This is a genomic window from Streptomyces sp. NBC_00258, from assembly GCF_036182465.1.
Taxonomy (GTDB): Bacteria; Actinomycetota; Actinomycetes; order Streptomycetales; family Streptomycetaceae; genus Streptomyces.
On the sequence record NZ_CP108081.1, the window covers coordinates 9574857 to 9595858 of the forward strand.

Sequence of the window (21002 nt, forward strand, 5' to 3'; positions counted from 1 at the left end):
CCGATGCTAGCCGCTTACCGACCCGGGGGACCGGCTCAGTCCCGGCGGACGGCCCCGGAGCACGGGTCGGCGACATCCGCGCGGGACCGTCACAGGCGCATGCACAGGCAGATGCACAGGCAGATGCACAGGTGCCGCGACCACGGACATCCGTGGTCGCGGCACCTGTGCATGCACCATATGCGGTTGTCTGAGCCCGAGCCGTCTCCCCGAGTGGACGGCGCCGGGCGGCTTGGTGCGGAGTCTCGTCCTAGCTTTCGGCCAGGATGTGCGAGAGCTCCGTGTCGAGATCGAAGTGCCGGTGTTCCGTGCCAGGGGGCACGGCGGCATCTGTTCGCTTCAGGAACGACTCCAGGGCCCGCGCCGGGGCCTCGAGCAGTGCCTCTCCCTCCGGAGAGCTCAGGGCGATGCACACGACGCCCTGACCGTGGCTGCGCGACGGCCAGACGCGGACGTCGCCGGTGCCGGTGGGCCGGTGCAGGCCCTCGGCCAGAAGGTCGCGGGCGAACACCCACTCGACGGTCTCTTCGGCTCCGGTGTGGAAGGTGGCGTGCACGGCGTAGGGATCGGCCGTGTCATACCGCAGTCCTGCGGGAACAGGCAGTGAGGACTCGCTCGACACAACGAGGCGCAGGTGCAGCTCGCAGCTGACCGTGGTGTTCATAAGCGCCAGGGCCTTTCGCTCAGTGTGCGCTCGGGGATTCGCACGTCGGCGAAATCGACATGCCACCTACGGTGCCGTTGTAAACCCCTCTGAGCGTTTTGCGTGTCTTTAGGTACCTCATCCGGCCGAGTGCTCGTTCGCGGAGTACCACCATTCCGGTGACCGGTTTCCGTCGGGTAGGGTTTGGCCGTATGAATACGGGGAGTGACGAAACGGGGGAGGCCGTCGCGGCGGCCGATGGAACGAAGAGTGAGCCGGCGCTCGGATCCCGTGCGCCGGAATTCATCAAGGCACGACGGGCGCTGCACCTGAGCTGGCAGGTGGGCGTGTTCATCGTGGGTCTCGCGGTCGTCGTGGCCGGCGTGATCATGCTGCCACTGCCTGGACCGGGCTGGCTCGTGATCTTCGGCGGCATGGCGATCTGGGCGACCGAGTTCGTCTGGGCCCAGCTGGTGCTCCGCTGGACGAAGCGCAAGGTCACCGAGGCGACGCAGAAGGCGCTCGACCCCAAGGTGCGCCGCCGCAACATCATCCTGACGTCCATCGGGCTGGTGATCATCGCGGTGCTGGTCGGGATCTACGTCTGGAAGTTCGGCTTCGAGATGCCGTGGAAGATCAAGGAGTAACAGCCCTCCGCATCCTTCGCGGGCGGTCGGAGGCACCCCCTGACATGGGGTAATCTTCTCCGTGCGCCCGGGCGATTAGCTCAGCGGGAGAGCGCTTCGTTCACACCGAAGAGGTCACTGGTTCGATCCCAGTATCGCCCACCGTACCGATTGGCGGCCGGGTCCACAGAACACGTGGACCGGGCCGCCAATCGCCGTTTCGGCACGCGTTTGTCGCGCGTCGAGAGGGCCCGCCATCTGCGCCCTGGGTACCGGTCCGGCCGGAGCGGGCGGTCCCGTGCGTGGCTGGCTGGAGGGGACGTTGTCCGTCGTTTCTGAGAGGCGGACCCATCTGTGGATTCCCCGCGGTGGACGCGTGTCCTGGGCCCCGCAGCGGGCACTGTCCGAGGCCTCTCGGAGAGGGTGCCCGACTGCGATTCCGCGAAGTGGACGCCGGCCCTGGGCTTCCAGGTGAGAGCGCCGGGCCGCAGCTTCGCGGAGCGGCGCTGAGTCCGGGCTTCACGGAGGTGCCCAGCTGTAGCTTCGCGGAGTGGCCCGGGGTCGGGCTCCCGCGGTAGATGCCTAGCCGTGATCCCGCCGAGTGGACGCCGGGCTTCGGCTTACAGACGAGGGTGCCAGGCCGCGGCTTCGCGGAGTGGTGCTGAGCCCCGGGCCTCGCAGAGAGGGCGTTCAGCTGCGGTTTCGTGGAGTGGGTGCCGGGCGGGGGCCTCCCCGAGTGGGCGCTGAGCTCGGGCTTCTCGGAGCGGGCGCGTGGACGAGGTGTCGCGGAGTGGACGCAGGCCTGGGCTCCTCGGAGCGGACACCCAGCCGTGATTCTCAAGAGCGGATGCTGGGCCTGAGCCTCCCGGGGCGGACGCCCGGCCATGATCTCCGCGGATGGGACGCCCGGCCGATGCTCTCTGGACCGGACGCTTGTCCCAGCTCCCAGCTCCCAGCTCCCAGCTCCCAGTGAGCAGTGAACGCCCGACCACCTTTCCCACGGCTCGACCACCGTGAGTCTCCAGCCCCGGCCCACCACCCCAAGTCGCCCCACCACCCCCACCCACACTCGGCCGGCCCTCCTGACATCCCGCCCCACACCAAGCCCCCTCAGGGGCGCGGGGAACTGCGCGACCAGCCACAACGAACCGGCACCCAAAAGACCACACAAGCCGCCCCCACCTGGACAACGTGCCTGCTCAAGCCCACAGCCGCCCACGGCAACCGCCCAGCGGTCACCCCCGGCTGCCTCGCGAGCGCCGCCGGTATCGGCAGCCCCTCAGCGGGACGTCAGCCACCCCCATCGCCGCCCCGGCCTCCACCCCCGCCCCCCGGCGTCCCACCCCCACCCCACCAACTCCGCACCCCACCCCCAACGTTCACCCACCCCCTCCCGAATCCAGCCCGCCAAACCCCGTTCGACCACCCGACCAACCCCACCCCACCTGCGGACTCGCCCAACTCCCTTGCCGAATCACCCCAGTTCAGGCCGCCGCGCGAGCGACCCCGTTCACACCGATTCCTGTCCGAATCATTGACGCCCGCTGAGACCCTCCGTACCTTGTGCCAGCAAGCGCTTACTTGAAACGATTCATGGCAGCGGACGGTTACGTCGCGGGGAGGCCCGACTGTGGGAGACAACGGGAGTGTTGAGAGGCGGACGGTCCTCAAGGCGGCTGGAGCGTCGCTGGCCACGCTGGGGCTGGCCACGACGACGGCCTGCGGGGGAGACAGCGGCGGATCGGGGGACGGAACCGTCGAGATCCGCTTTGCCTGGTGGGGCGCGGAGGAGCGCGCGAAGCGCATCAACCAGACCATCGCGCTCTTCGAGAAGAAGTACCCGAAGATCAAGGTGAAGACGGACTTCCAGGATTACGTGGCCTTTTGGGAGAAGTTCCAGACCCAGGCCGCGGGCGGGAATCCGCCGGACGTATTCCAGAACGCTGTCGCATTCCTGCGGAAGTACGACAAGAGAAGTGTTCTCCTCGATCTCAAGTCCCAAGTGGACGCCGGAAATCTGAGCCTCGAGAACTTCCGCGCCGGAGTCGAGAAGGTCGGCGAGGTGGACGGAAAGCTGCTCGGTATACCCGTCGGTTCCAACACGATGTCACTGGTCGTCGACGAGAAGGTCTTCGAGAAGGCCGGGATCAAGCCCAAGGAAGGGTGGACCTGGGACGAGTACTTCGCCGCCCTCAAGAAGATCCACGACAGCCGGAAGGTGGCGGGGGACACCGGCTACTTCGGGATCATGTACCTCTACGACCTCTACCTGCGCCAGAACGGCAAGGCGTTCTTCACGGAGGACGGTCTCGGCTTCGACGAGGCCGCCCTGACGGAGTGGTGGCAGGACGGCTACAACCGCGTCAAGGCGGGGATCATCACCGACCCGAAGAAGGTCGAGCAGAACAAGCCCAAGTCCTCCCTGGCCTCCGGCGACGCGGCCTCCGAGTTCACCTGGGACAACTTCACCGTGCGCTACGCCACGGAAGGCGACAGCACGTACGGGCTCGCGCCGATCCCGACGACCGACGGCAAGCAGACCGGCCAGTACCTCTCCTCGCTGATGCTGAGCGGCTCCGCCCGGACCAAGCACCCGAAGGAGGTCGCCCAGTTCATCGACTTCATGGTCCACGACCCCGAGGTCGGCAAGATCATGGGCTACGACCGCGGCATCCTGGCCACGACCGAGCAGTTCGACGCGTACAAGCCGACCGACGCCCCGAACCAGGCGATCGCCAAGTACGAGGAGGACGTCGCGGCGGCCGGGGTCCTCGGGACGATCACTCCGCACCCGGCGGGCGCCGACACCGTCGAAGCCGCGTTCCTGCGCATCGCCGGTGACCTGTCCCAGGGCAAGACCAAGGTCTCCGACGCGGTGAAGCAGTTCTTCTCCGAGGCCGAGACCGCGCTCGCCGCCTGATGGGAACAGCAGTGACGACGCTCATCAAGGACTCTCCGCCGGATGCTCCGGAGAAGCGTCCCGGTCCCCCCGCCGCCGTCAGGCGGCGGGGCCGCCGGGAGAATCTGGCCGGCTACCTCTTCATGTCCCCGTGGATCGCGGGCTTTCTGCTGCTGACCGCGGGGCCCATGGCCGCCTCGCTCTATTTCGCGTTCACGGACTACAACCTCTTCGACTCCCCGAAGTGGATCGGCCTCGACAACTTCACCAGGATGCTCGACGATCCGCGGTGGCAGAAGTCGGTGGAGGTGACGGCGAAGTACGTCGTCATCGGCACCCCGCTGAAGCTGCTGCTCGCGCTGGGTGTCGCCCTGCTGCTCGCGCAGAGCCGGCGCGGGCAGGCCTTCTACCGGGCCGCGTTCTACGCGCCCTCCCTGATCGGCGCGAGCGTGTCCGTCGGCTTCGTGTGGCGGGCGCTGTTCTCCGACGACGCCGTCGTGGACCGTACGCAGTCGTTCTTCGGCTTCGACGTCGGCGGCTGGGTCGGCAACCCGGACTGGGTGCTCTACAGCCTGGTGGCGCTCACCGTCTGGCAGTTCGGCGCCCCCATGGTCATCTTCCTCGCCGGGCTCAAGCAGGTCCCGAAGGAGCTGTACGAGGCGGCCGAGGTGGACGGCGCCGGGCCGTTCAAGCGGTTCTGGAGCATCACCCTGCCGATGATCTCTCCGGTGCTGTTCTTCAACGTGCTGCTGGAGACCATCCACTCGTTCCAGATCTTCGGCTCGGCGTACGTCGTCTCCAACGCCACCTGCGGACCGGCCGACTCCACGCTCGTCTACACCTGTTACCTGTACCAGAAGGGCTTCAAGGAGGCCCAGATGGGCTTCGCCTCCGCGATGGCCTGGATGCTGCTGCTCGCCGTGGCGCTGGTGACGGTGGTCCTCTTCTGGTCCCAGAAGCGGTGGGTGCACTACGAGGAGGCCTCCCGATGAGCACCACCACGACTCCGGCCACCACCCCGACGCCGACCACGCCGCGCAAGTCGCTGGACCTCGGGCGCAAGCGGACCGGGTCGCTCGCCTGGCACCTCGGTGCCCTGCTCGTCCTCGCGGTCGTCCTCTATCCCGTCATCTGGGTCCTCGGCGCCTCGTTCAAGCCCAGCCGGGAGATCATCGGCAGCCTGGAGCTCTTCCCGACCAGCCCGATCCTCCAGAACTTCAAGGGGCTCGCCGACGGCATCGCGGACATCTCGATCGCCACGTTCTTCGAGAACTCCCTCTTCTACGCGCTCGGCTCCGTCGTCGGCATCCTGATCTCCTGCTCGCTGACGGCGTACGCCTTCGCGCGCATCCGGTTCGCCGGGCGCAATCTGATGTTCTCGCTGATGATCGGCACGCTGCTGCTGCCGTACCACGTGCTGCTCATCCCGCAGTACGTGATGTTCCAGAAGATGGAGCTCATCAACACCTATGTACCGCTGCTGATCGGCAAGTACCTGGCGACCGAGGCGTTCTTCGTCTTCCTCATGGTGCAGTTCATGCGGAACCTGCCGAAGGAACTCGACGAGGCGGCGCGGCTCGACGGCTGCGGGCATCTGCGGATCTACTGGTCGATCGTGCTGCCGCTCTGCCGTCCGGCGCTCATCACCAGCGCGATCTTCACCTTCATCAACGCCTGGAACGACTTCATGGGCCCGCTGATCTACCTCAACGAGCCCGGCAAGTACACCGTCTCGCTGGGCATGATGATGTTCCGCGACCAGGAGGGCGTCGCCAACTACGGCGGCATGATCGCCATGTCGCTGGTGGCGCTGCTGCCCGTGCTGGCCTTCTTCCTCGCCTTCCAGCGGTACCTGATCGACGGCATGGCGACCTCCGGGCTGAAGGGCTGAGCCGGTCATGACCCACACGCGCACGAAGGCCCGTACGGACGCCGCTCCCAGGCGCGAATCGGCCTTCGCCGAGCGGTTCGCGCTCTTCGCCGAGTGTCTGCTCACCGGGGTGTGGATCGCGGTGGCCTCGCTGCCCGTGGTCACCTATCCCGCCGCGTTCGCCGCCGGGTCCCGGCATCTTCGACGGCGTACGGCCCATCTGGGCGGTGGCTGGCGGGAGTTCGTCTCGGACTACCGGGCGGCCCTGCGCGGCGGATGGATCGCGGGACTCGCCGGGTGGGCCGCGGCCCTCGCGGTGTGGGTGGACGTCCAGGCCGTGCGTGCCGGGATCCCGGGCGGCCCGGTCGTCGGGGCCGTCGGTCTGTTCGCCCTGATCGGGCTGGTCGTCGCCGGGCTGCGCGCGGCGGCGGTCTGGGAGCCCGGCGCGTCCTGGCGGGAGCTGCTCGGGGCCGCCGGGCGCCGTACCGTCCTCGACCCCGCCGGGTCGTTCCTGCTGGTCGGCGGAGTGGCCGTGGTGGCCTGCTCCGCCTGGTTCATCCTGCCGCTGGCGGTCCCCGTGCTCGGGGCCGTCGCGGCAGCGGCCGTCGCCGTGGAGGAGCGCGCCCGGCACCGCTGACGCAAACCGTTCAACAACACCCATCACCCGTACTCAAGGTCGGCGTCCCGCGCCGCGCCTCTCTCTGCCATGCCCCTGACTTCCCCGCACGGAAAGGAATGGCTGCATCTCATGTCTCCCATCCCCCGTAGGTCCCTCCTCAAGGCGGCCGCCGTCGCCGGAGCCGCCGCCCAGTTCAGCTGGGCCCTGGGCGCACAGGACGCGCAGGCCGCGCCGAGAGCCGAAGCCGCCGACGCGGACCCGGTGACCCTGGACTGGCTGGAGGACGGCGGCCTCGGCGCCGCCCCCGGCTCGACCGTGGGCGTGCCCTGGCCGAAGGGCGCGTACGAGAAGGAGCAGACGTTCGCGCTGACCGACGGCGACGGCAAGGAGGTGCCCGTCCAGTCCTGGCCGATCGGCTACTGGCCGGACGGATCGCTGAAGTGGACGGCGCACGCGGTCGGGCCGGGGGCGGGCAGCGGCAAGCTCACGCTCGCCGCGGGGTCGCCCGCCGCACCCGCGAAGAAGGTGACCGTCGACAAGCGCGGCGGTTCCATCGACGTGTCGACCGGTGTCATCACCGCGAAGATCGGCAAGAGCGGCTCCACGCTGGTGAAATCCGTACTGCGCGGCTCGACGGAGATCGCCAAGGACGGCCGTCTCGTGCTGCTGCGCCAGCCCGAGATCGAGGACGGCGACCAGGGCGCGGAGAAGTACGAGCGGTTCGAGAGCGCCATCAGTGAGGTCGAGGTCGAGCAGGACGGGCCGGTCCGCGCGGTCGTCCGTATCGACGGCAAGCACCGCAAGGGCAGCCGGAGTTGGCTGCCCTTCTCGGTCCGGCTCTACTTCTACGCGGGTGCCGAGTCGTTCCGCATGGTGCACACGATCACCTTCGACGGCACCCAGGAGCCAGGGAAGGCCAGCGGCGACTTCATCCGTGGCATCGGCGTCCGGTTCAAGGTGCCGATGCGCGACGCCGCTTACGACCGGCACATCCGTATCGGCGGCGAGGGCACCGGTCTGCTGCGCGAGGCCGTCAAGGGCATCACCGGTCTGCGCCGGGACCCGGGCACGGCCGTGCGCACCGCCCAGTTCGAGGGCAAGAAGCTGCCCAACCCGTCGACCTGGGACCAGCGGGTGACCACCCGCCTCCAGTACATCCCCGAGTGGGGCGACTACACCCTCTCCCAGCTCTCCGCGGACGGCTTCACGGTCCGCAAGCGGACCAAGAAGGGCCACGGCTGGATCGGCGCGGGCGGCGGCCGGCGCGCGAGCGGCTTCGGGTACGTCGGCGGCGCGAGCGGCGGACTCGCCTTCGGGCTGCGGGACTTCTGGGAGAAGTTCCCCGCCCAGCTCGACATCCGCAACGCGCAGACCGACGAGGCCGAGGTCACCATGTGGCTCTGGTCGCCCGAGGCACAGCCCATGGACCTGCGCTTCTACCACGACGGCATGGGCCAGGACACGTACCCCGAACAGCTCGAAGGCCTCAACATCACCTACGAGGACTACGAGCCCGGGTTCGGCAGGCCCTACGGCATCGCCCGTACCAGTGAACTCCTCTTCTGGGCCCACGAGTCGACGCCGGGCGCCGAGGCGATGGCCGAGCAGGTGGAGGCCGTGCGCACGCCTCCGCAGCTCGCCGCCCCGCCCAAGCACCTAGTCGAGGCGGGCGTCTTCGGCCGGCTGTTCTCCGAGCCGGACCGCACCACCGCCGCCAAGGCGAAGATCGAGGACCACCTCGACTTCCTCTTCACCTATTACAAGGACCAGGTGGAGATGCGCCGTTGGTACGGCTTCTGGGACTACGGCGACATCATGCACAGCTACGACCCGAGCCGGCACCAGTGGTGCTACGACGTCGGCGGCTACGCCTGGGACAACTCCGAGCTCTCGCCCGACCTGTGGCTCTGGTTCGCGTACATGCGCTCCGGCCGCGCCGACATCTTCCGCTTCGCCGAGGCCATGACCCGGCACACCGGCGAGGTCGACGTCTACCACCTCGGCAAGTGGGCGGGCCTCGGCACCCGCCACGGCGTCCAGCACTACGCGGACAGCGCCAAGCAGCAGCGCATCGCCAACACCACCTACCGGCGCTACTACTACTTCCTCACCGCGGACGAACGCGTCGGCGACCTCATGCACGCCAACGTCGACTCCGACGAGACGTTCCTCGTCCTCGACCCCATCCGCAAGATCCGCACCGAGCCGTACGAGCCGGACCGTAACGCGCTCTCGATCGGCTTCGGCACCGACTGGAGCGGTCTGGTCTCCGCGTGGCTCACCGAGTGGGAGCGGCGCGGGCCCAAGTGGGAGAAGGCGAAGGCGCGGGTCCTGTCGACGATGGAGACCATCGCCGCCCAGCCCAACGGGTTCGTCCAGGGCAGTGCCCTGTACGACCTGGACACCGGGAAGTTCGCCGTCGCGGACAAGGCCGTGGTCGGCGTCTCGCACCTCTCGGCCATGTTCGGCCTGGTCGAGCTGAACGCCGAGCTGCTCGACCAGATCGACATGCCGAAGTTCAAGGAGGCGTGGCTCGACTACTGCCGCTACTTCAACGCCACGAAGGCCGAGCAGAAGGCCCGCTACGGCTCCGACTTCGGCTCCCTGCTGCTCTTCCAGGGCCACGCACGGCAGGACGCGTACGCAGCCGTGCAGTTGGGCGACGACGCGCTGGCCGCGCGGGCGTGGCGGCAGTTCTACAACAGTGCCGACGCGTGGGACTACAAGGAGTCGACGGACTGGTCCACGAAGAAGGTCGACGGGCCGACCGGCTTGGTCCCGGGCAGCGAGGCGTCGTGGGTTTCGACGAACACGACGGCGTTGTACGGGTTGGCGGCGATTCAGAATCTGGCGTTGGTGGGCGACAAGATGCCGTGACGCTCCGCTGGGGGGCGCGGGGTTGTCTGCGGGTCCGTTGTGGCTGGGCGCGCAGTTCCCCGCGCCCCTGAGGGCGCGCCCCTGACGGGGCGCGCTCGTCAGCGCATCCTTCCCAGGACCTCTCGGACTCGGCGGGCGTCGCGTAGGCGCTGCTCGTATGTGGCGCCCAGGGCGAGGAGCAGGAGGCCGGCCAGTGCCGGAGGTACCCAGCGGGGTACCGCGCCCATCGCCTGGGCGATGTACGGGGCCAGTTCGTGGAGGGCGACCAGGGCGAGGGTGCCGCCGCCGAGGACGAGCAGGGCCTGCAGGCGTTGCCGGGCGCCGACGAGGGTGACCAGGAGTGCCGCCGCGCCGAGCAGCAGCGGGCGCGGCCAGTCGAGGTCGCCCCATGCCGCGAGAAGGCTCGGCAGCAGGGTCACCGACAGGCCGGGCCCGTAGGCCGTCCAGGACGAGGTCCGCTGGTCCCGCCGCCTGCGGACGAACCCGACGACCAGCGCGGGCACGGTCACCGGCAGGGTGTACGCCTCGGGGGAGCCGACCTCCCAGGACGCCAGCCGGACCCAGGTGGCCAGCACGAACAGGGCCGCCGCCGCGTAGCCGACCTGCCGGCGGTCCGGCCGGACCGCCGTGCCCGCGGCGATCACGCCGCACAGGGCCAGGACGAGGGCGAGCACGGGCGGTTCCATGACCGCGAGGCCGATCGCCACCAGTGCGGCGACGGCTCCCGTGATCTCGACGGACAGCGTCGGCGTCGCGTCCTTGAACCGGGCCGCAAGCAGCGCGGCCGTGGCAGGCACCAGCAGCACGAGCAGCGCGATGTGGTGCGGCTGCCAGCCCAGGGACGCGCCCGTGGCGCAGGCCAGCGCGGTGGCGTACGCGAGGGACACGGCGGCCGAGACGGCCCGGATCTCGTGCTTCTGCCACGCGGCGACCGCCGCGAACAGGGCGGTCAGGCTTCCGAGTACGGCCAGTGTGGCCGTTTCGGCGGCCAGGGAGAGCGCGACGAGGTGGAGCGAGGTGAGGAGCGCGAGGCCGAGGGTGGTCAGCGTGATGGGGGAGAGGCGGGGACGCGCCGGGGGTCCTGTTGGACGTTCGGCTCCGTCGCCGGTCAGGTCCGCGCGACGACTGTACGCCGCGGCCGTCAGGGCGGCAGCCGTGGTCACGCCCAGCGTCAGTAGGCCTGCTGCGTAAGGGAGTTCGAGAGTGGCGGGCAGGACGAGGACCGCGGCCCAGGCCAGACCGAGCGCACCGCTCAGGGCGAGGGACCGGTGCGGCCCGCCTCGCAATGCCAGGAACAGCACCGCCGCGACCGCGGCCGGCACCAGCGGAGCCGTCTCCATGTTCGACGGCCAGGGCGTGGAGACCGTCACCGCGTCCCGGGCGTCCGAAGGCGCACCGGACCACACACGGTCCACCCAGCCGACGGGGCCCACGAGGACCACGGTGACGAGGGGCAGAGCCCATGCCACGGCCAGGGCCTGCACACTCGCGGAGGACCACCGCAGGCCACGGCGTACGGACTCCGGCAGCCGGGTGCCGCGCACGGCCAACAACGCGACGCCGCACACCAGATGGCCCGGAACCGTCCACGCGTCGGGCAGTACCGAGCGGAGCACGCCGCCCGCCGCGGCGACGGTGATCAGGCCGCCGGTCAACGAGAGACCGGGGGCGGCCTGCGCGGCGGGGGCACGCCACGCGGCCCCCAGCGCGATCGCCGCGGCGAGGGCGAGGAGCGCCGCCGCACGGGCGGCGGCGCCCGGACCGGTGGCCTCCCACGAGAGCCAGCCGGCCGCCAGAACGCCCCAGGCGCCCGTCCCGTACGCGCCGACGGAGGCGACGACACGTACGGACCGCACGGACACCGAGAGGGCCACGACCGTGTCGAACGCGGCCGTCACCAGCAGCGCCGCCGTGATCGTGTGATGGCCCGCACCGGCCGCCACCACCCAGAGCAGCAGCGGGAGTTGGGCCGTCGCCATCGCCGCCGGGAACGGCAGGCGCAGGGCGCCGAGCGACCGCCCGTACGCCGTCCACAGCACGGCCAGGAGCGCGGTCGCGGCGGCCGCGTATCCGGTGCCGTCCACCTCCGGGAGGGCGGCCTCGTGCAGGGCGTAGGCGTCGAGCACCGTCAGCACCAGGCCGAGGCCCGCCACCGACTCGGCAGTCGAGCGGAGCCCGCGCTTCAGCAGCGGCACGGGAGCGGCGAGCGCGGCGAAGGTGACCGCGCCGAGGACCGCTGCCCGGCCTGCGATGCCCAAGTGCCCCCAGCTGACCAGCGTGAACGCGATCGCCGCGACGGTCAGCAGGACGCCGCCGAGCACGAGCAGCACGTTCTGCACGCTGGGAGCCGTGGCCTCGGGCCGGGGGCGGGGCGCGGGCGCCGACCAGATGGCCGGCGTCTGGGCCGGGCCCCAGGCCGGAGCCTGGGCCTCGGCCGACCGGAGCACACCGAGCAGCCAGGACCGGCGGGCCAGCAGTTGGGCCCTGCGCGCGTCCAGTTGCCGCAGCTCGTGATCGAGGATCCGCAACTCCTCGGCCGGTGGCGGAATGTTCGTCATGACTCGGAGTGTGGTCCGGGTCACGCCGCACGGCATGAGCGCACGTACTCAGGACGTACTCAGATCAGGACATCCCGAGGTGCGGACGCGCCGGTTCTGCCCGGGCCGGGCCGCGTACCGGCAGACTCGGACCATGAAGCGCATGGACTGGACGCATTACCGCTTCCGCAGCCTGTGGTCGGTCGCCGCCCCGCTCGGCGAGGTCTTCGACGCGCTGGCCGACGCCGAACGCTATCCGCGCTGGTGGCCGCAGGTGCGCGAGGTGACACCCCTCGACGCGAGCAGCGGCGTCGTCCGCATCCGCTCGGTGCTGCCGTACGACCTGTTCTTCACCGGGCGCGAGGTGCGCCGCGATCCGGCGGACGGGGTCCTGGAGATCGCGATGACCGGCGACGTGGACGGCTGGGCGCGGTGGACCCTCGCCACCGACGGGACCGGCACCCGCGCCCGCTACGACCAGGAGGTCCATGTGACCAAGCCGCTGCTGAGGCGGCTCGCCGTGCCCGGACGGCCCGCGTTCCGCGCCAACCACGCGCTGATGATGCGGGCCGGGCGGAAGGGGCTGGTCGCCTACCTTCGCGGCACCCCTTCGCGCGAACCGTGAAGCGGTTTGAAGGAAACGCGAGGAGACCTGTATTGTTCAGTGCGTTCCCGGGCGATTAGCTCAGTGGGAGAGCGCTTCGTTCACACCGAAGAGGTCACTGGTTCGAACCCAGTATCGCCCACCGGGAAAGGCCGGTCCGTCACAGACGGACCGGCTTTTTTGTTCGCTGCCGACGGGATACGGCTCAGGCCGCCGCCGACAGTTCGGGGCGCAGCGGCCACGCCGGATCGACCGCCTCCTCCGTGCCGCTGCGCGCGAACCACGCCTGGAGACCGCGCGCCTGGGCCGCGTGCCAGACGGCCTGCAGCGTGTGCAGCTCGGCCGCCGAGAGTCGCTCGAGACGCGTCGCGAAACGGCGCCCGACCGCCCGTACGACCTCCAGCGAGGCCAGTGCGTCGGCCGCCGCGTCATGCGCTCCCGTCAGCTCCACGCCGTAGTGCGCGCAGAGGTCCGTGAGCGTGCGGCGGCCCTTGCGGTAGCGGTCCAGGTGTTTGTCGAGGACCCGCGGATCGAGCACGCGCAACGGCACGGTCTCGAACCAGTGGTCCAGGGAGGACGCCCGGTGCCTGCGCAACTCCCGGTCCAGGAGCGTCAGATCGAAGGGCGCGTTCATCACCACGAGCGGGCGTCCCGCCGCGCTCTGTTCGGCCAGTTCCCTGACTATCTCGTCCATCACCGGCGACGGCCAGCGGCCGTTGAGCCGGAGATGCTCATCCGTCAGCCCATGAATCGCCGTGGCCCCCTCGGGCACCCGCACCCCCGGATTGACCAGCCAGCGGCGCACGCGCGGGCGGCTTCCGGGAGCGTCCTGGACGACGACGGCGGCCGACACGATCCGGTCGGTCTCCACGTCCACACCCGTCGTCTCGGTGTCGAACGCGGTCAAGGGGCCCTCGTACCAGCACGTCATACGCACACAACTCCTCGTTCACCTTCGGCAGTTGACGCGCCGTCCCCTGCCCTTTTTGTGATACCCGGGCTGTTTGCGCCGTACGCCGGAAGGAGACAACAGAGGTACGGGTCTTTGCAGTTCAGCGGCCCGCAACGTGGATCCACCTGATTCGGAAGGCTGTTGGACATGGCGCTCGCGCAGCCCGAGCAGGGCGGGCTGCTGCCCCAGAGGACGGCACCGCATCGAGGCTCACTGGCCACCACGGCGTGCATGGAGACACTGCAGGTCGGTTATCTGCACGCGGTCGCGGCGGCCGCGGGCTGTTCCCTGTCCCAGCCCTTTCCGGACAACGGCATCGACTGGCACGTCAGCCACAGCGCCCCCGGGCACACGGTCGACGACGAAGTCACCATCAAGGTGCAGCTCAAGTGCACGTACCAGATCCCGCCGAACCCGCCGGGCCCCGCCTTCTCCTTCACGCTCGACAACGCCCACCTGGAGAAGCTGGCCCGCACCCCGGTCTCGGTGCACAAAATACTGGTCGTGATGCTCGTGCCCAGATCACAGGACGACTGGCTGCGCGCCGGCCACGACCGCCTCGATCTGCGGCACTGCTGCTACTGGATCAACCTCGCCGGACACCGGATCACCGGCCGGCGCAGGACCACCGTGCGGATTCCGACCTCTCGCGTCTTCGACGACCGCGCGCTCTGCGAGATCATGACGCGGGTCGGAACGGGAGGCAGACCGTGACGCACCGCCCCACCGACGAGCCCCTACGCCCCGTCAGGCCCCACCCCGCCGAGACACCCGGGCTCTGGGACCAGTCACCCCGGACCGACCAGGTCGACCCGGCCGTCCTCGGTGCGCTCCTGCACCGGCACGGCTGGCAGCGCCGCGGCGGAGCCCCCGGACGGTACGGCCGCTGGACCCCACCAGGGCCCGGCGGCTCCGGTACCAGCCTGCTGGTACCGGAGAGCCGGGCCTTCCCCGACAGCGAGGACCTTCTCGCCGAAGCCCTCGTCGCGCTGTCGCGCAGCGCCTCGCCCTCCGCCCGTGACGTCCTGGTCGGCCTCGCCGTGCCCAGTGACGAGATCCGCTGGTGGCGCGATGTACCGACGGGTCCCGTCGGCGTCTCGCCGTGGACAGTCGAGGAGCAGTTGCGTTCGGCGGCACGGCAGATGCTCCTCGCGGGTGCCCTGGCGTCACGCGCGCGTGCGGGCTACTACGGCGCCCGCCACCGCAGGCCCGCCGCCGCGTCCCTGGAGAACGTGCTCGTCGGAGCCGCCCCCGGCGGCCGGCAGCTCACCGCCTTCGTGCCGGTCGCCACCGGCCGGCCGCTCGCCGTCCGCCTCCACCAGGCGTTGTACGCGGCCCGCGAGGCCATCGACTACAAGCGCGCGACCGGTGGCATGGACGCCTTCGACGGGGCCGTCGAGGCGGGCGTGAGCCATGAGCTCACCGAGGCGCTGGCGTCCCTGGTGCGTGGCACCGAGGGTGCCCGGATCGCCGTCGAGTGGGCGCCCGCCGCCGGGGTGCCCGAAGGGTGCGCGACTCCCGCCGAACCCGTCGAGTTCTCGCCCGGCGACCTGCCCGCACTCCGCGAGGCCGGCGCCCGCTATCTGCGCGAGGAACCCTCCGTGCCCGTGCGCATCACCGGAGCCGTGGTGCGGATGCGCAGGTCGGGGCCGCGCGGCGACGGGAACGTACGGCTGCGGGTCATCGCGGGGGCGGAGGTCCCGCACGTACGGATGACGCTCGACGAGGAGGCCTACCGGATAGCGGGGCACGCCCATCTGGTCGGGCTGCCGGTGCGGGTGCACGGGCGGTTGGAGAGCCGTGGCGGATTCAGGCGGCTGACCGGGGCGTCCGGCGTCGCGCCCGTGCAGGTCGACGAGGCGGAGCGGGACAGGCTCATGAAGTCGCTGCAGGAGAACCTCGACTTCTTCGAGGAGGCGTGCAGCGGGGACTGATCCGCTTCACGAGGCCCGGCAGGGCAGTAAGGGCGACCGTTTCGCGAGGGGTGCCCCCGGCTCGGTACGATCGCCCTTATCCATTACGTGCGTAAGAGAAGTTGCGCGCGCCCCTTGCAGGCAGGAGAGTCCGGTGTCAGACGTCCGTGTGGTCATCCAACGCGATTCCGAGCGGGAAGAGCGCGTGGTGACGACGGGCACTACGGCGGCCGAGCTCTTCGCCGGTGAGCGCACCATCGTCGCGGCCCGCGTGGCGGGCGAGCTCAAGGACCTCGCGTACGAGGTGAAGGACGGCGAGACCGTCGAGAGCGTGGAGATCTCCTCCGAGGACGGTCTCAACATCCTGCGCCACTCCACCGCGCACGTCATGGCGCAGGCCGTGCAGGAGCTGTTCCCCGAGGCCAAGCTGGGTATCGGCCCGCCGGTCAAGGACGGCTTCTACTACGACTTCGACGTGGAGAAGCCCTTCACGCCCGAGGATCTCAAGGCCGTCGAGAAGAAGATGCAGGAGATCCAGAAGCGCGGTCAGCGTTTCTCCCGTCGTGTCGTCACCGACGAGGCCGCCCGCGAGGAGCTGGCGTCGGAGCCGTACAAGCTGGAACTGATCGGCATCAAGGGCTCCGCTTCGAGCGACGACGGCGCGGACGTCGAGGTCGGCGGCGGCGAGCTGACGATCTACGACAACCTCGACGCCAAGACCGGCGACCTGTGCTGGAAGGACCTCTGCCGCGGTCCCCACCTGCCGACCACCCGGAACATTCCGGCGTTCAAGCTGATGCGCAACGCGGCCGCCTACTGGCGCGGCAGCGAGAAGAACCCCATGCTCCAGCGCATCTACGGCACCGCGTGGCCGACCAAGGACGAGCTGAAGGCGCACCTCGACTTCCTCGCCGAGGCCGAGAAGCGCGACCACCGCAAGCTCGGCAGCGAGCTGGACCTGTTCTCCATCCCGGAGCAGATCGGCTCCGGCCTCGCCGTCTTCCACCCCAAGGGCGGCGTCGTCCGCCGGGTCATGGAGGACTACTCGCGGCGCCGCCACGAGGAAGAGGGCTACGAGTTCGTCTACACCCCGCACGCGACGAAGGGGAAGCTCTTCGAGACCTCGGGCCACCTGGACTGGTACGCCGACGGCATGTACCCGCCCATGCAGCTCGACGAGGGCGTGGACTACTACCTCAAGCCCATGAACTGCCCGATGCACAACCTGATCTTCGACGCGCGCGGCCGCTCCTACCGTGAACTGCCGCTGCGCCTCTTCGAGTTCGGGACCGTGTACCGGTACGAGAAGTCGGGCGTCGTGCACGGTCTGACCCGTGCCCGGGGCTTCACGCAGGACGACGCGCACATCTACTGCACCAAGGAGCAGATGGCGGAGGAGCTCGACAAGACGCTCACCTTCGTCCTCGGGCTGCTGCGCGACTACGGTCTGACCGACTTCTACCTGGAGCTCTCCACCAAGGACCCGGAGAAGTTCGTCGGCTCCGACGAGATCTGGGAGGAGGCCACCGAGACGCTGCGCCAGGTCGCCGAGAAGCAGGGCCTCCCGCTGGTCCCGGACCCGGGCGGCGCCGCGTTCTACGGCCCGAAGATCTCCGTCCAGACCAAGGACGCGATCGGCCGCACCTGGCAGATGTCGACCGTGCAGCTCGACTTCAACCTGCCCGAGCGGTTCGACCTGGAGTACACGGGCCCCGACGGCACCAAGCAGCGGCCGGTGATGATCCACCGAGCGCTGTTCGGGTCGATCGAGCGCTTCTTCGCGGTCCTCCTCGAGCACTACGCGGGCGCGTTCCCGGCGTGGCTGGCGCCCGTCCAGGCGGTCGGCATCCCGATCGGCGACGCGCACGTGGACTACCTGCAGAAGTTCGCCGCCGAGGCGAAGAAGAAGGGGCTGCGAGTCGAGGTCGACTCGTCCTCCGACCGTATGCAGAAGAAGATCCGCAACGCCCAGAAGCAGAAGGTCCCCTTCATGGTCATCGCGGGCGACGAGGACATGGCGGGCGGCTCCGTCTCCTTCCGCTACCGCGACGGCTCCCAGGAGAACGGCATCCCGCTCGACGAGGCCATCGCGAAGATCGCGAAGGTGGTCGAGGAGCGCGTGCAGGTCTGATCGCGGGCGCGGGTCCGATCCCGTACGCGAGCGCTTGACCGTACGGTCACGAAGGCGCCCGGAGGCCTCCGGAGAGCTCAGCTTTCCGGAGGCCTCTCGTGCTGCGCGGGAGCTGCGGCCGGGCGGCCTCCGGAGAGCTCAGCTTTCCGGAGGCCTCTCGTGCTGCGCGGGAGCTGCGGCCGGGCGCTCGTCCGGCACGGGGGCTGCTGCCCGGCGCTCGTCCTCGCTCGAGAACACCTGCAGCAGCCATGCCGAGAACGACCCCGTCACCGCGCCGAGCAGCGCGAGCCCGCAGGCCATCAGGCCCACCGCGATCACGCGTCCGGCGGCCGTCACGGGAGTCACGTCGCCGTATCCCACGGTCGCGAGCGTGGAGCAGGTCCACCACACCGCGTCACCGAAGGTGCGGATCGTCGCTCCCGGCGCCGCGTGTTCCTGCTGGTACACCGCGAGCGCGCCCGCGAAGCCGAGCAGGGCGACCGAGAGGCCCGCGTACGTGATCACGCGCGCGTGCAGGGCGAGCCGCGGTCGCCCCTGCCGGCGCTGGACGGCCTCGTACACCCTGACCACGCGTACGGGACGCAGCAGCGGCAGGGCCAGGACGAGAGTGTCCAGCCAGTGCGTCCGCACGAAGCGGTGTCCCTGGCCGCTCAGCCGCCAGCGCACGGCGTAGTCGACGGCGAACGTCGCCCAGCTCGCCAGGGTCACCGCGAGGCACAGGTCCCGCCATGCCTCGGGCAGGCCGTGGGCGAGGACGTGGATCGCGTACGAGGTGAGGAACAGCATCGAGGCCACGGCGAGCGGGACCTCGGCGCGATGTTCCCAGCTGGTCGTGCGGCTGTCGTCGTCCATCGGCTCAGCTTGGCCGGGGGCCCTTTCACGTGGTACCCGGCGACACGCCGCGAACGGGCGAAGCCATATGCTGCACCACATGACGAGTGAGCCGGAGCAGCAGATCGGAGTCGGCACACAGGACGCGTTCCAGCGCCTGTGGACGCCCCACCGGATGGCGTACATCCAGGGCGAGAACAAGCCCACCGGTCCCGGGGCCGACGACGGCTGCCCCTTCTGCTCGATCCCGGCCAAGTCCGACGAGGACGGGCTCGTCATCAAGCGTGGCGAGCAGGTCTACGCCGTGCTCAACCTGTACCCGTACAACGGCGGGCACCTGATGGTGGTGCCCTACCGCCACGTCGCGGACTACACCGACCTGACCGTGCCGGAGACCGCCGAGCTCGGCGAGCTGACGAAGCAGGCGATGACCGCGCTGCGGGCCGCCTCAGGCGCGCACGGGTTCAATATCGGGATGAACCAGGGCACGGTCGCCGGTGCCGGTATCGCCGCGCACCTGCATCAGCACCTCGTGCCCCGCTGGGGCGGCGACACCAACTTCATGCCGGTGGTCGGCCACACGCGGGTACTGCCCCAACTGCTCGCGGACACAAGGAAGATGCTCGCGGAGGCCTGGCCGACAACCTGAGCCCCGCCCCATAAGGGGCGCGGGGCTGTGCCGATTTGCGGCTCCGCCGCGAGGCGCGACCAGCCCCCATGACCCGCACGATCTTCACGACCGTACGATCCACGCCCCCGACCGCCGAACCGCCGGCGGCCTACGCGTCGTACACGTCCGCCTTCCTCGGTGACGCGTCCTGGATCGCCGTGCTCAGGAAGGACGAGCGGTTGCCGAACTTCTCGGTGTCGACGCCGTTCTCCTTGAGGATCTTGATGGACGCCGCGTGCACCACGCGCAGCACGGGCGTGGCGGCCCGCAGCGCGTCGTCGGCCATGAAGCGGTGCCGCCAGGGCTGATCGGCCCACGCGTGCCGCAGGCCGAACGGCTCCGGGAGCGTCAGGCTGCCGCCGAGCCAGTTGAGCAGCGGCGGGTACCAGGTGATCGGGGCGCGCACAGCGAGGCGCACCACCTCGTCGGTGTCGACGAGCGGCAGCTTCTTCGCGCGGGTCTCCCACGGCTTGAAGGACTTCGCGATCTGCTTCGTCTTCGCCGAGGGCTTGGTCGTGAACAGCGAGTGCACGGGTCCGAGAGCGTGGCCTGTGACCTCGATGCGCAGGGTCTCGTGCAGCACGGTCACCGTGATCAGCATGGTGATGACCAACTGGCCGTCCCAGAGCGTCCACTGGATCCCGAGGTAGTGCCGGTCGCCGCTGCCGAACTGCTGCTTGTTGCAGATGTCCTGGATGGCGTGGTTCTTCACCTGGTACGCGTCCACGTCCGTACCGCCGGGCCGGGACACCGAGCCCGCGTTCTCCCCGATCGGGGTGACCACCCAGTGCTTTATCGAGGGGCGCGGGAAGCCGCCGGTGTTGAGCGGGCCGCGCTCCAGCATGCGCAGCTGGTCGTGGATCGACCGGATGACGTCCCAGCTGCGGAAGGGGTGGATCTCCTTGCTCTCGTCGAGCGGCACCAGATCCTCGGCGAGCTGCCAGCTGCCCCAGCGTGTGCCCATGCCGAGTATGCCCTTGGGGCCCGCGTAGAAGACGGAGTTGGACTGCTGCTCGGCGCTCAGCTTGGCCAGGTTCTGGCGCAGCGACTCCGCCGCCGTCTCGCCGGGGCTGCCGGGCACCGCCTCGGGGATCTTGGCCCCCACGCCGCCGCCCGACAGCAGGCCCTCCCAGCGTGCGCGCAGGTCCTTGGCCGTGCGCTCACAGATCTGCTGGGCCCAGAACCAGCCGACGACCGGCATGACGATCGCCGCGCGTGCGTACCAGGCCCAGAAGCCGCCGAACGGCAGCCGGAGCAGGAAGATCACGGCGAGCGCGCCGAAGGCGATGAGGAGGGTGGTGGCGAGGGCGGAGGCGCGCTTGTCCTCACGCTTGGCGATCATCGTGCGGATCTGGAAGATCAGCAGCCAGGCGATGAGCCCGGGCAGGAAGATCAGCCCGCACAGCACCGTCACCGCCGTCAGCCAGTTGTCGCGCTCCCTGCGGATGCGGTTCGCCGCCAGGCAGTGCTCGACGACGACCTGCGGTTCGGTGCCGAACGACTGGATGAGCGCGTTGCGGCCGCTGCCCAGCATCCGGTCGTGCACGGCCCGCGAGAACGCCTCGCCGAGGTTGGGCACGAAGAGCTTGAGCTTGCCCGCCTTGACCGTCGACTTGTGCCGGTCGTTGTTGGCTTTGAGGATCTCCCCGACCTCGTTGTCCCGGTATGCCGCCGAGGCCAGGGCGAACGTCGCCGCCGTCTGGCCCGCGGCACCAGAGAGCGGGACCTGCGCTCCGGGCCTGAAATCGAATCCGTCGTCCGCCACTGCCGCCCCCATCGCCGCCGTGCTCCGCTGCTGCGGCTTTTCCCGACTTCCGTGCTCCGCACACC

General features: G+C 69.9%; 16 protein-coding genes and 2 tRNA genes. 13 read left to right on the forward strand and 5 right to left on the reverse strand.

Annotation, left to right across the window (positions count from 1 at the left end; all coding sequences use genetic code 11):
* Window positions 1–250: 250 nt before the first annotated feature.
* Complete coding sequence (locus OG718_RS42645) at window positions 251–664, reverse strand: SsgA family sporulation/cell division regulator (RefSeq protein ID WP_003959770.1); 414 nt, start codon at window positions 662–664, stop codon at window positions 251–253.
* A gap of 191 nt (window positions 665–855) precedes the next feature.
* Between OG718_RS42645 and OG718_RS42650 the strand changes: the two genes are divergently transcribed.
* From OG718_RS42650 to OG718_RS42680, 7 genes are all read left to right on the forward strand, one after another.
* Window positions 856–1290, forward strand: a complete 435-nt coding sequence (locus tag OG718_RS42650) for a TIGR02611 family protein (RefSeq protein WP_143636033.1) — start codon at window positions 856–858, stop codon at window positions 1288–1290.
* Window positions 1291–1359: 69 nt separating this feature from the next.
* Window positions 1360–1431 (forward strand) — tRNA-Val (locus OG718_RS42655).
* Window positions 1432–2899: 1468 nt separating this feature from the next.
* The gene (locus OG718_RS42660; protein WP_306940962.1) at window positions 2900–4189 is read left to right on the forward strand and encodes an ABC transporter substrate-binding protein; all 1290 of its coding nucleotides are present in this window, start codon (window positions 2900–2902) and stop codon (window positions 4187–4189) included.
* Window positions 4189–5160 carry a carbohydrate ABC transporter permease gene (locus tag OG718_RS42665; protein WP_143635461.1) on the forward strand — a complete coding sequence of 324 codons (972 nt, stop codon included), beginning with the start codon at window positions 4189–4191 and terminating at the stop codon, window positions 5158–5160. Before OG718_RS42660 ends, OG718_RS42665 begins: the two co-directional genes overlap by 1 nt.
* Entirely contained in the window at window positions 5157–6059 is a 903-nt protein-coding gene (locus OG718_RS42670; RefSeq protein WP_143635459.1) for a carbohydrate ABC transporter permease, read from the forward strand. Before OG718_RS42665 ends, OG718_RS42670 begins: the two co-directional genes overlap by 4 nt.
* Before the next feature lie 7 nt (window positions 6060–6066).
* Window positions 6067–6675, forward strand: coding sequence for a hypothetical protein (locus OG718_RS42675; protein ID WP_143635457.1), 609 nt, complete (start codon window positions 6067–6069; stop codon window positions 6673–6675).
* 111 nt (window positions 6676–6786) lie between these two features.
* Entirely contained in the window at window positions 6787–9534 is a 2748-nt protein-coding gene (locus tag OG718_RS42680) for an exo-rhamnogalacturonan lyase family protein (RefSeq protein ID WP_328846688.1), read from the forward strand.
* A gap of 98 nt (window positions 9535–9632) precedes the next feature.
* Here the strand turns inward: OG718_RS42680 and OG718_RS42685 are convergent, their stop codons facing one another.
* Window positions 9633–12092 (reverse strand): SCO7613 C-terminal domain-containing membrane protein, encoded by a 2460-nt coding sequence (locus OG718_RS42685; protein WP_328846689.1) that lies wholly within the window; start codon window positions 12090–12092, stop codon window positions 9633–9635.
* 142 nt (window positions 12093–12234) lie between these two features.
* Here OG718_RS42685 and OG718_RS42690 point away from each other — a divergent pair, with 142 nt between their 5' ends.
* Both OG718_RS42690 and OG718_RS42695 read left to right on the forward strand, forming a co-directional pair.
* Window positions 12235–12696 (forward strand): SRPBCC family protein, encoded by a 462-nt coding sequence (locus OG718_RS42690; RefSeq protein ID WP_328847925.1) that lies wholly within the window; start codon window positions 12235–12237, stop codon window positions 12694–12696.
* A gap of 49 nt (window positions 12697–12745) precedes the next feature.
* Window positions 12746–12817, forward strand: a tRNA-Val gene (locus OG718_RS42695).
* Window positions 12818–12880: 63 nt separating this feature from the next.
* On the opposite strand, the gene OG718_RS42700 is transcribed toward OG718_RS42695, so the two are convergent.
* Entirely contained in the window at window positions 12881–13606 is a 726-nt protein-coding gene (locus OG718_RS42700; protein ID WP_143635451.1) for a 3'-5' exonuclease, read from the reverse strand.
* Between the two features lie 168 nt (window positions 13607–13774).
* On the opposite strand from OG718_RS42700, the gene OG718_RS42705 reads away from it, so the two are divergent.
* From OG718_RS42705 to thrS, 3 genes are all read left to right on the forward strand, one after another.
* Window positions 13775–14341 carry a DUF4365 domain-containing protein gene (locus OG718_RS42705; RefSeq protein WP_143635449.1) on the forward strand — a complete coding sequence of 189 codons (567 nt, stop codon included), beginning with the start codon at window positions 13775–13777 and terminating at the stop codon, window positions 14339–14341.
* Entirely contained in the window at window positions 14338–15561 is a 1224-nt protein-coding gene (locus OG718_RS42710) for a hypothetical protein (RefSeq protein ID WP_143635447.1), read from the forward strand. Before OG718_RS42705 ends, OG718_RS42710 begins: the two co-directional genes overlap by 4 nt.
* A gap of 133 nt (window positions 15562–15694) precedes the next feature.
* Window positions 15695–17671 carry a threonine--tRNA ligase gene (thrS, locus tag OG718_RS42715; RefSeq protein ID WP_143635445.1) on the forward strand — a complete coding sequence of 659 codons (1977 nt, stop codon included), beginning with the start codon at window positions 15695–15697 and terminating at the stop codon, window positions 17669–17671.
* A gap of 138 nt (window positions 17672–17809) precedes the next feature.
* Here the strand turns inward: thrS and OG718_RS42720 are convergent, their stop codons facing one another.
* A complete protein-coding gene (locus OG718_RS42720) occupies window positions 17810–18523 on the reverse strand; it encodes a potassium channel family protein (RefSeq protein ID WP_328846690.1) in 714 nt (237 codons plus the stop codon).
* A gap of 67 nt (window positions 18524–18590) precedes the next feature.
* On the opposite strand from OG718_RS42720, the gene OG718_RS42725 reads away from it, so the two are divergent.
* Window positions 18591–19151: an HIT family protein gene (locus OG718_RS42725; protein WP_143635441.1), complete on the forward strand. Its 561-nt coding sequence runs from the start codon at window positions 18591–18593 to the stop codon at window positions 19149–19151.
* A gap of 130 nt (window positions 19152–19281) precedes the next feature.
* On the opposite strand, the gene OG718_RS42730 is transcribed toward OG718_RS42725, so the two are convergent.
* Window positions 19282–20949 (reverse strand): cytochrome d ubiquinol oxidase subunit II, encoded by a 1668-nt coding sequence (locus OG718_RS42730; RefSeq protein ID WP_143635439.1) that lies wholly within the window; start codon window positions 20947–20949, stop codon window positions 19282–19284.
* Window positions 20950–21002: the final 53 nt, after the last annotated feature.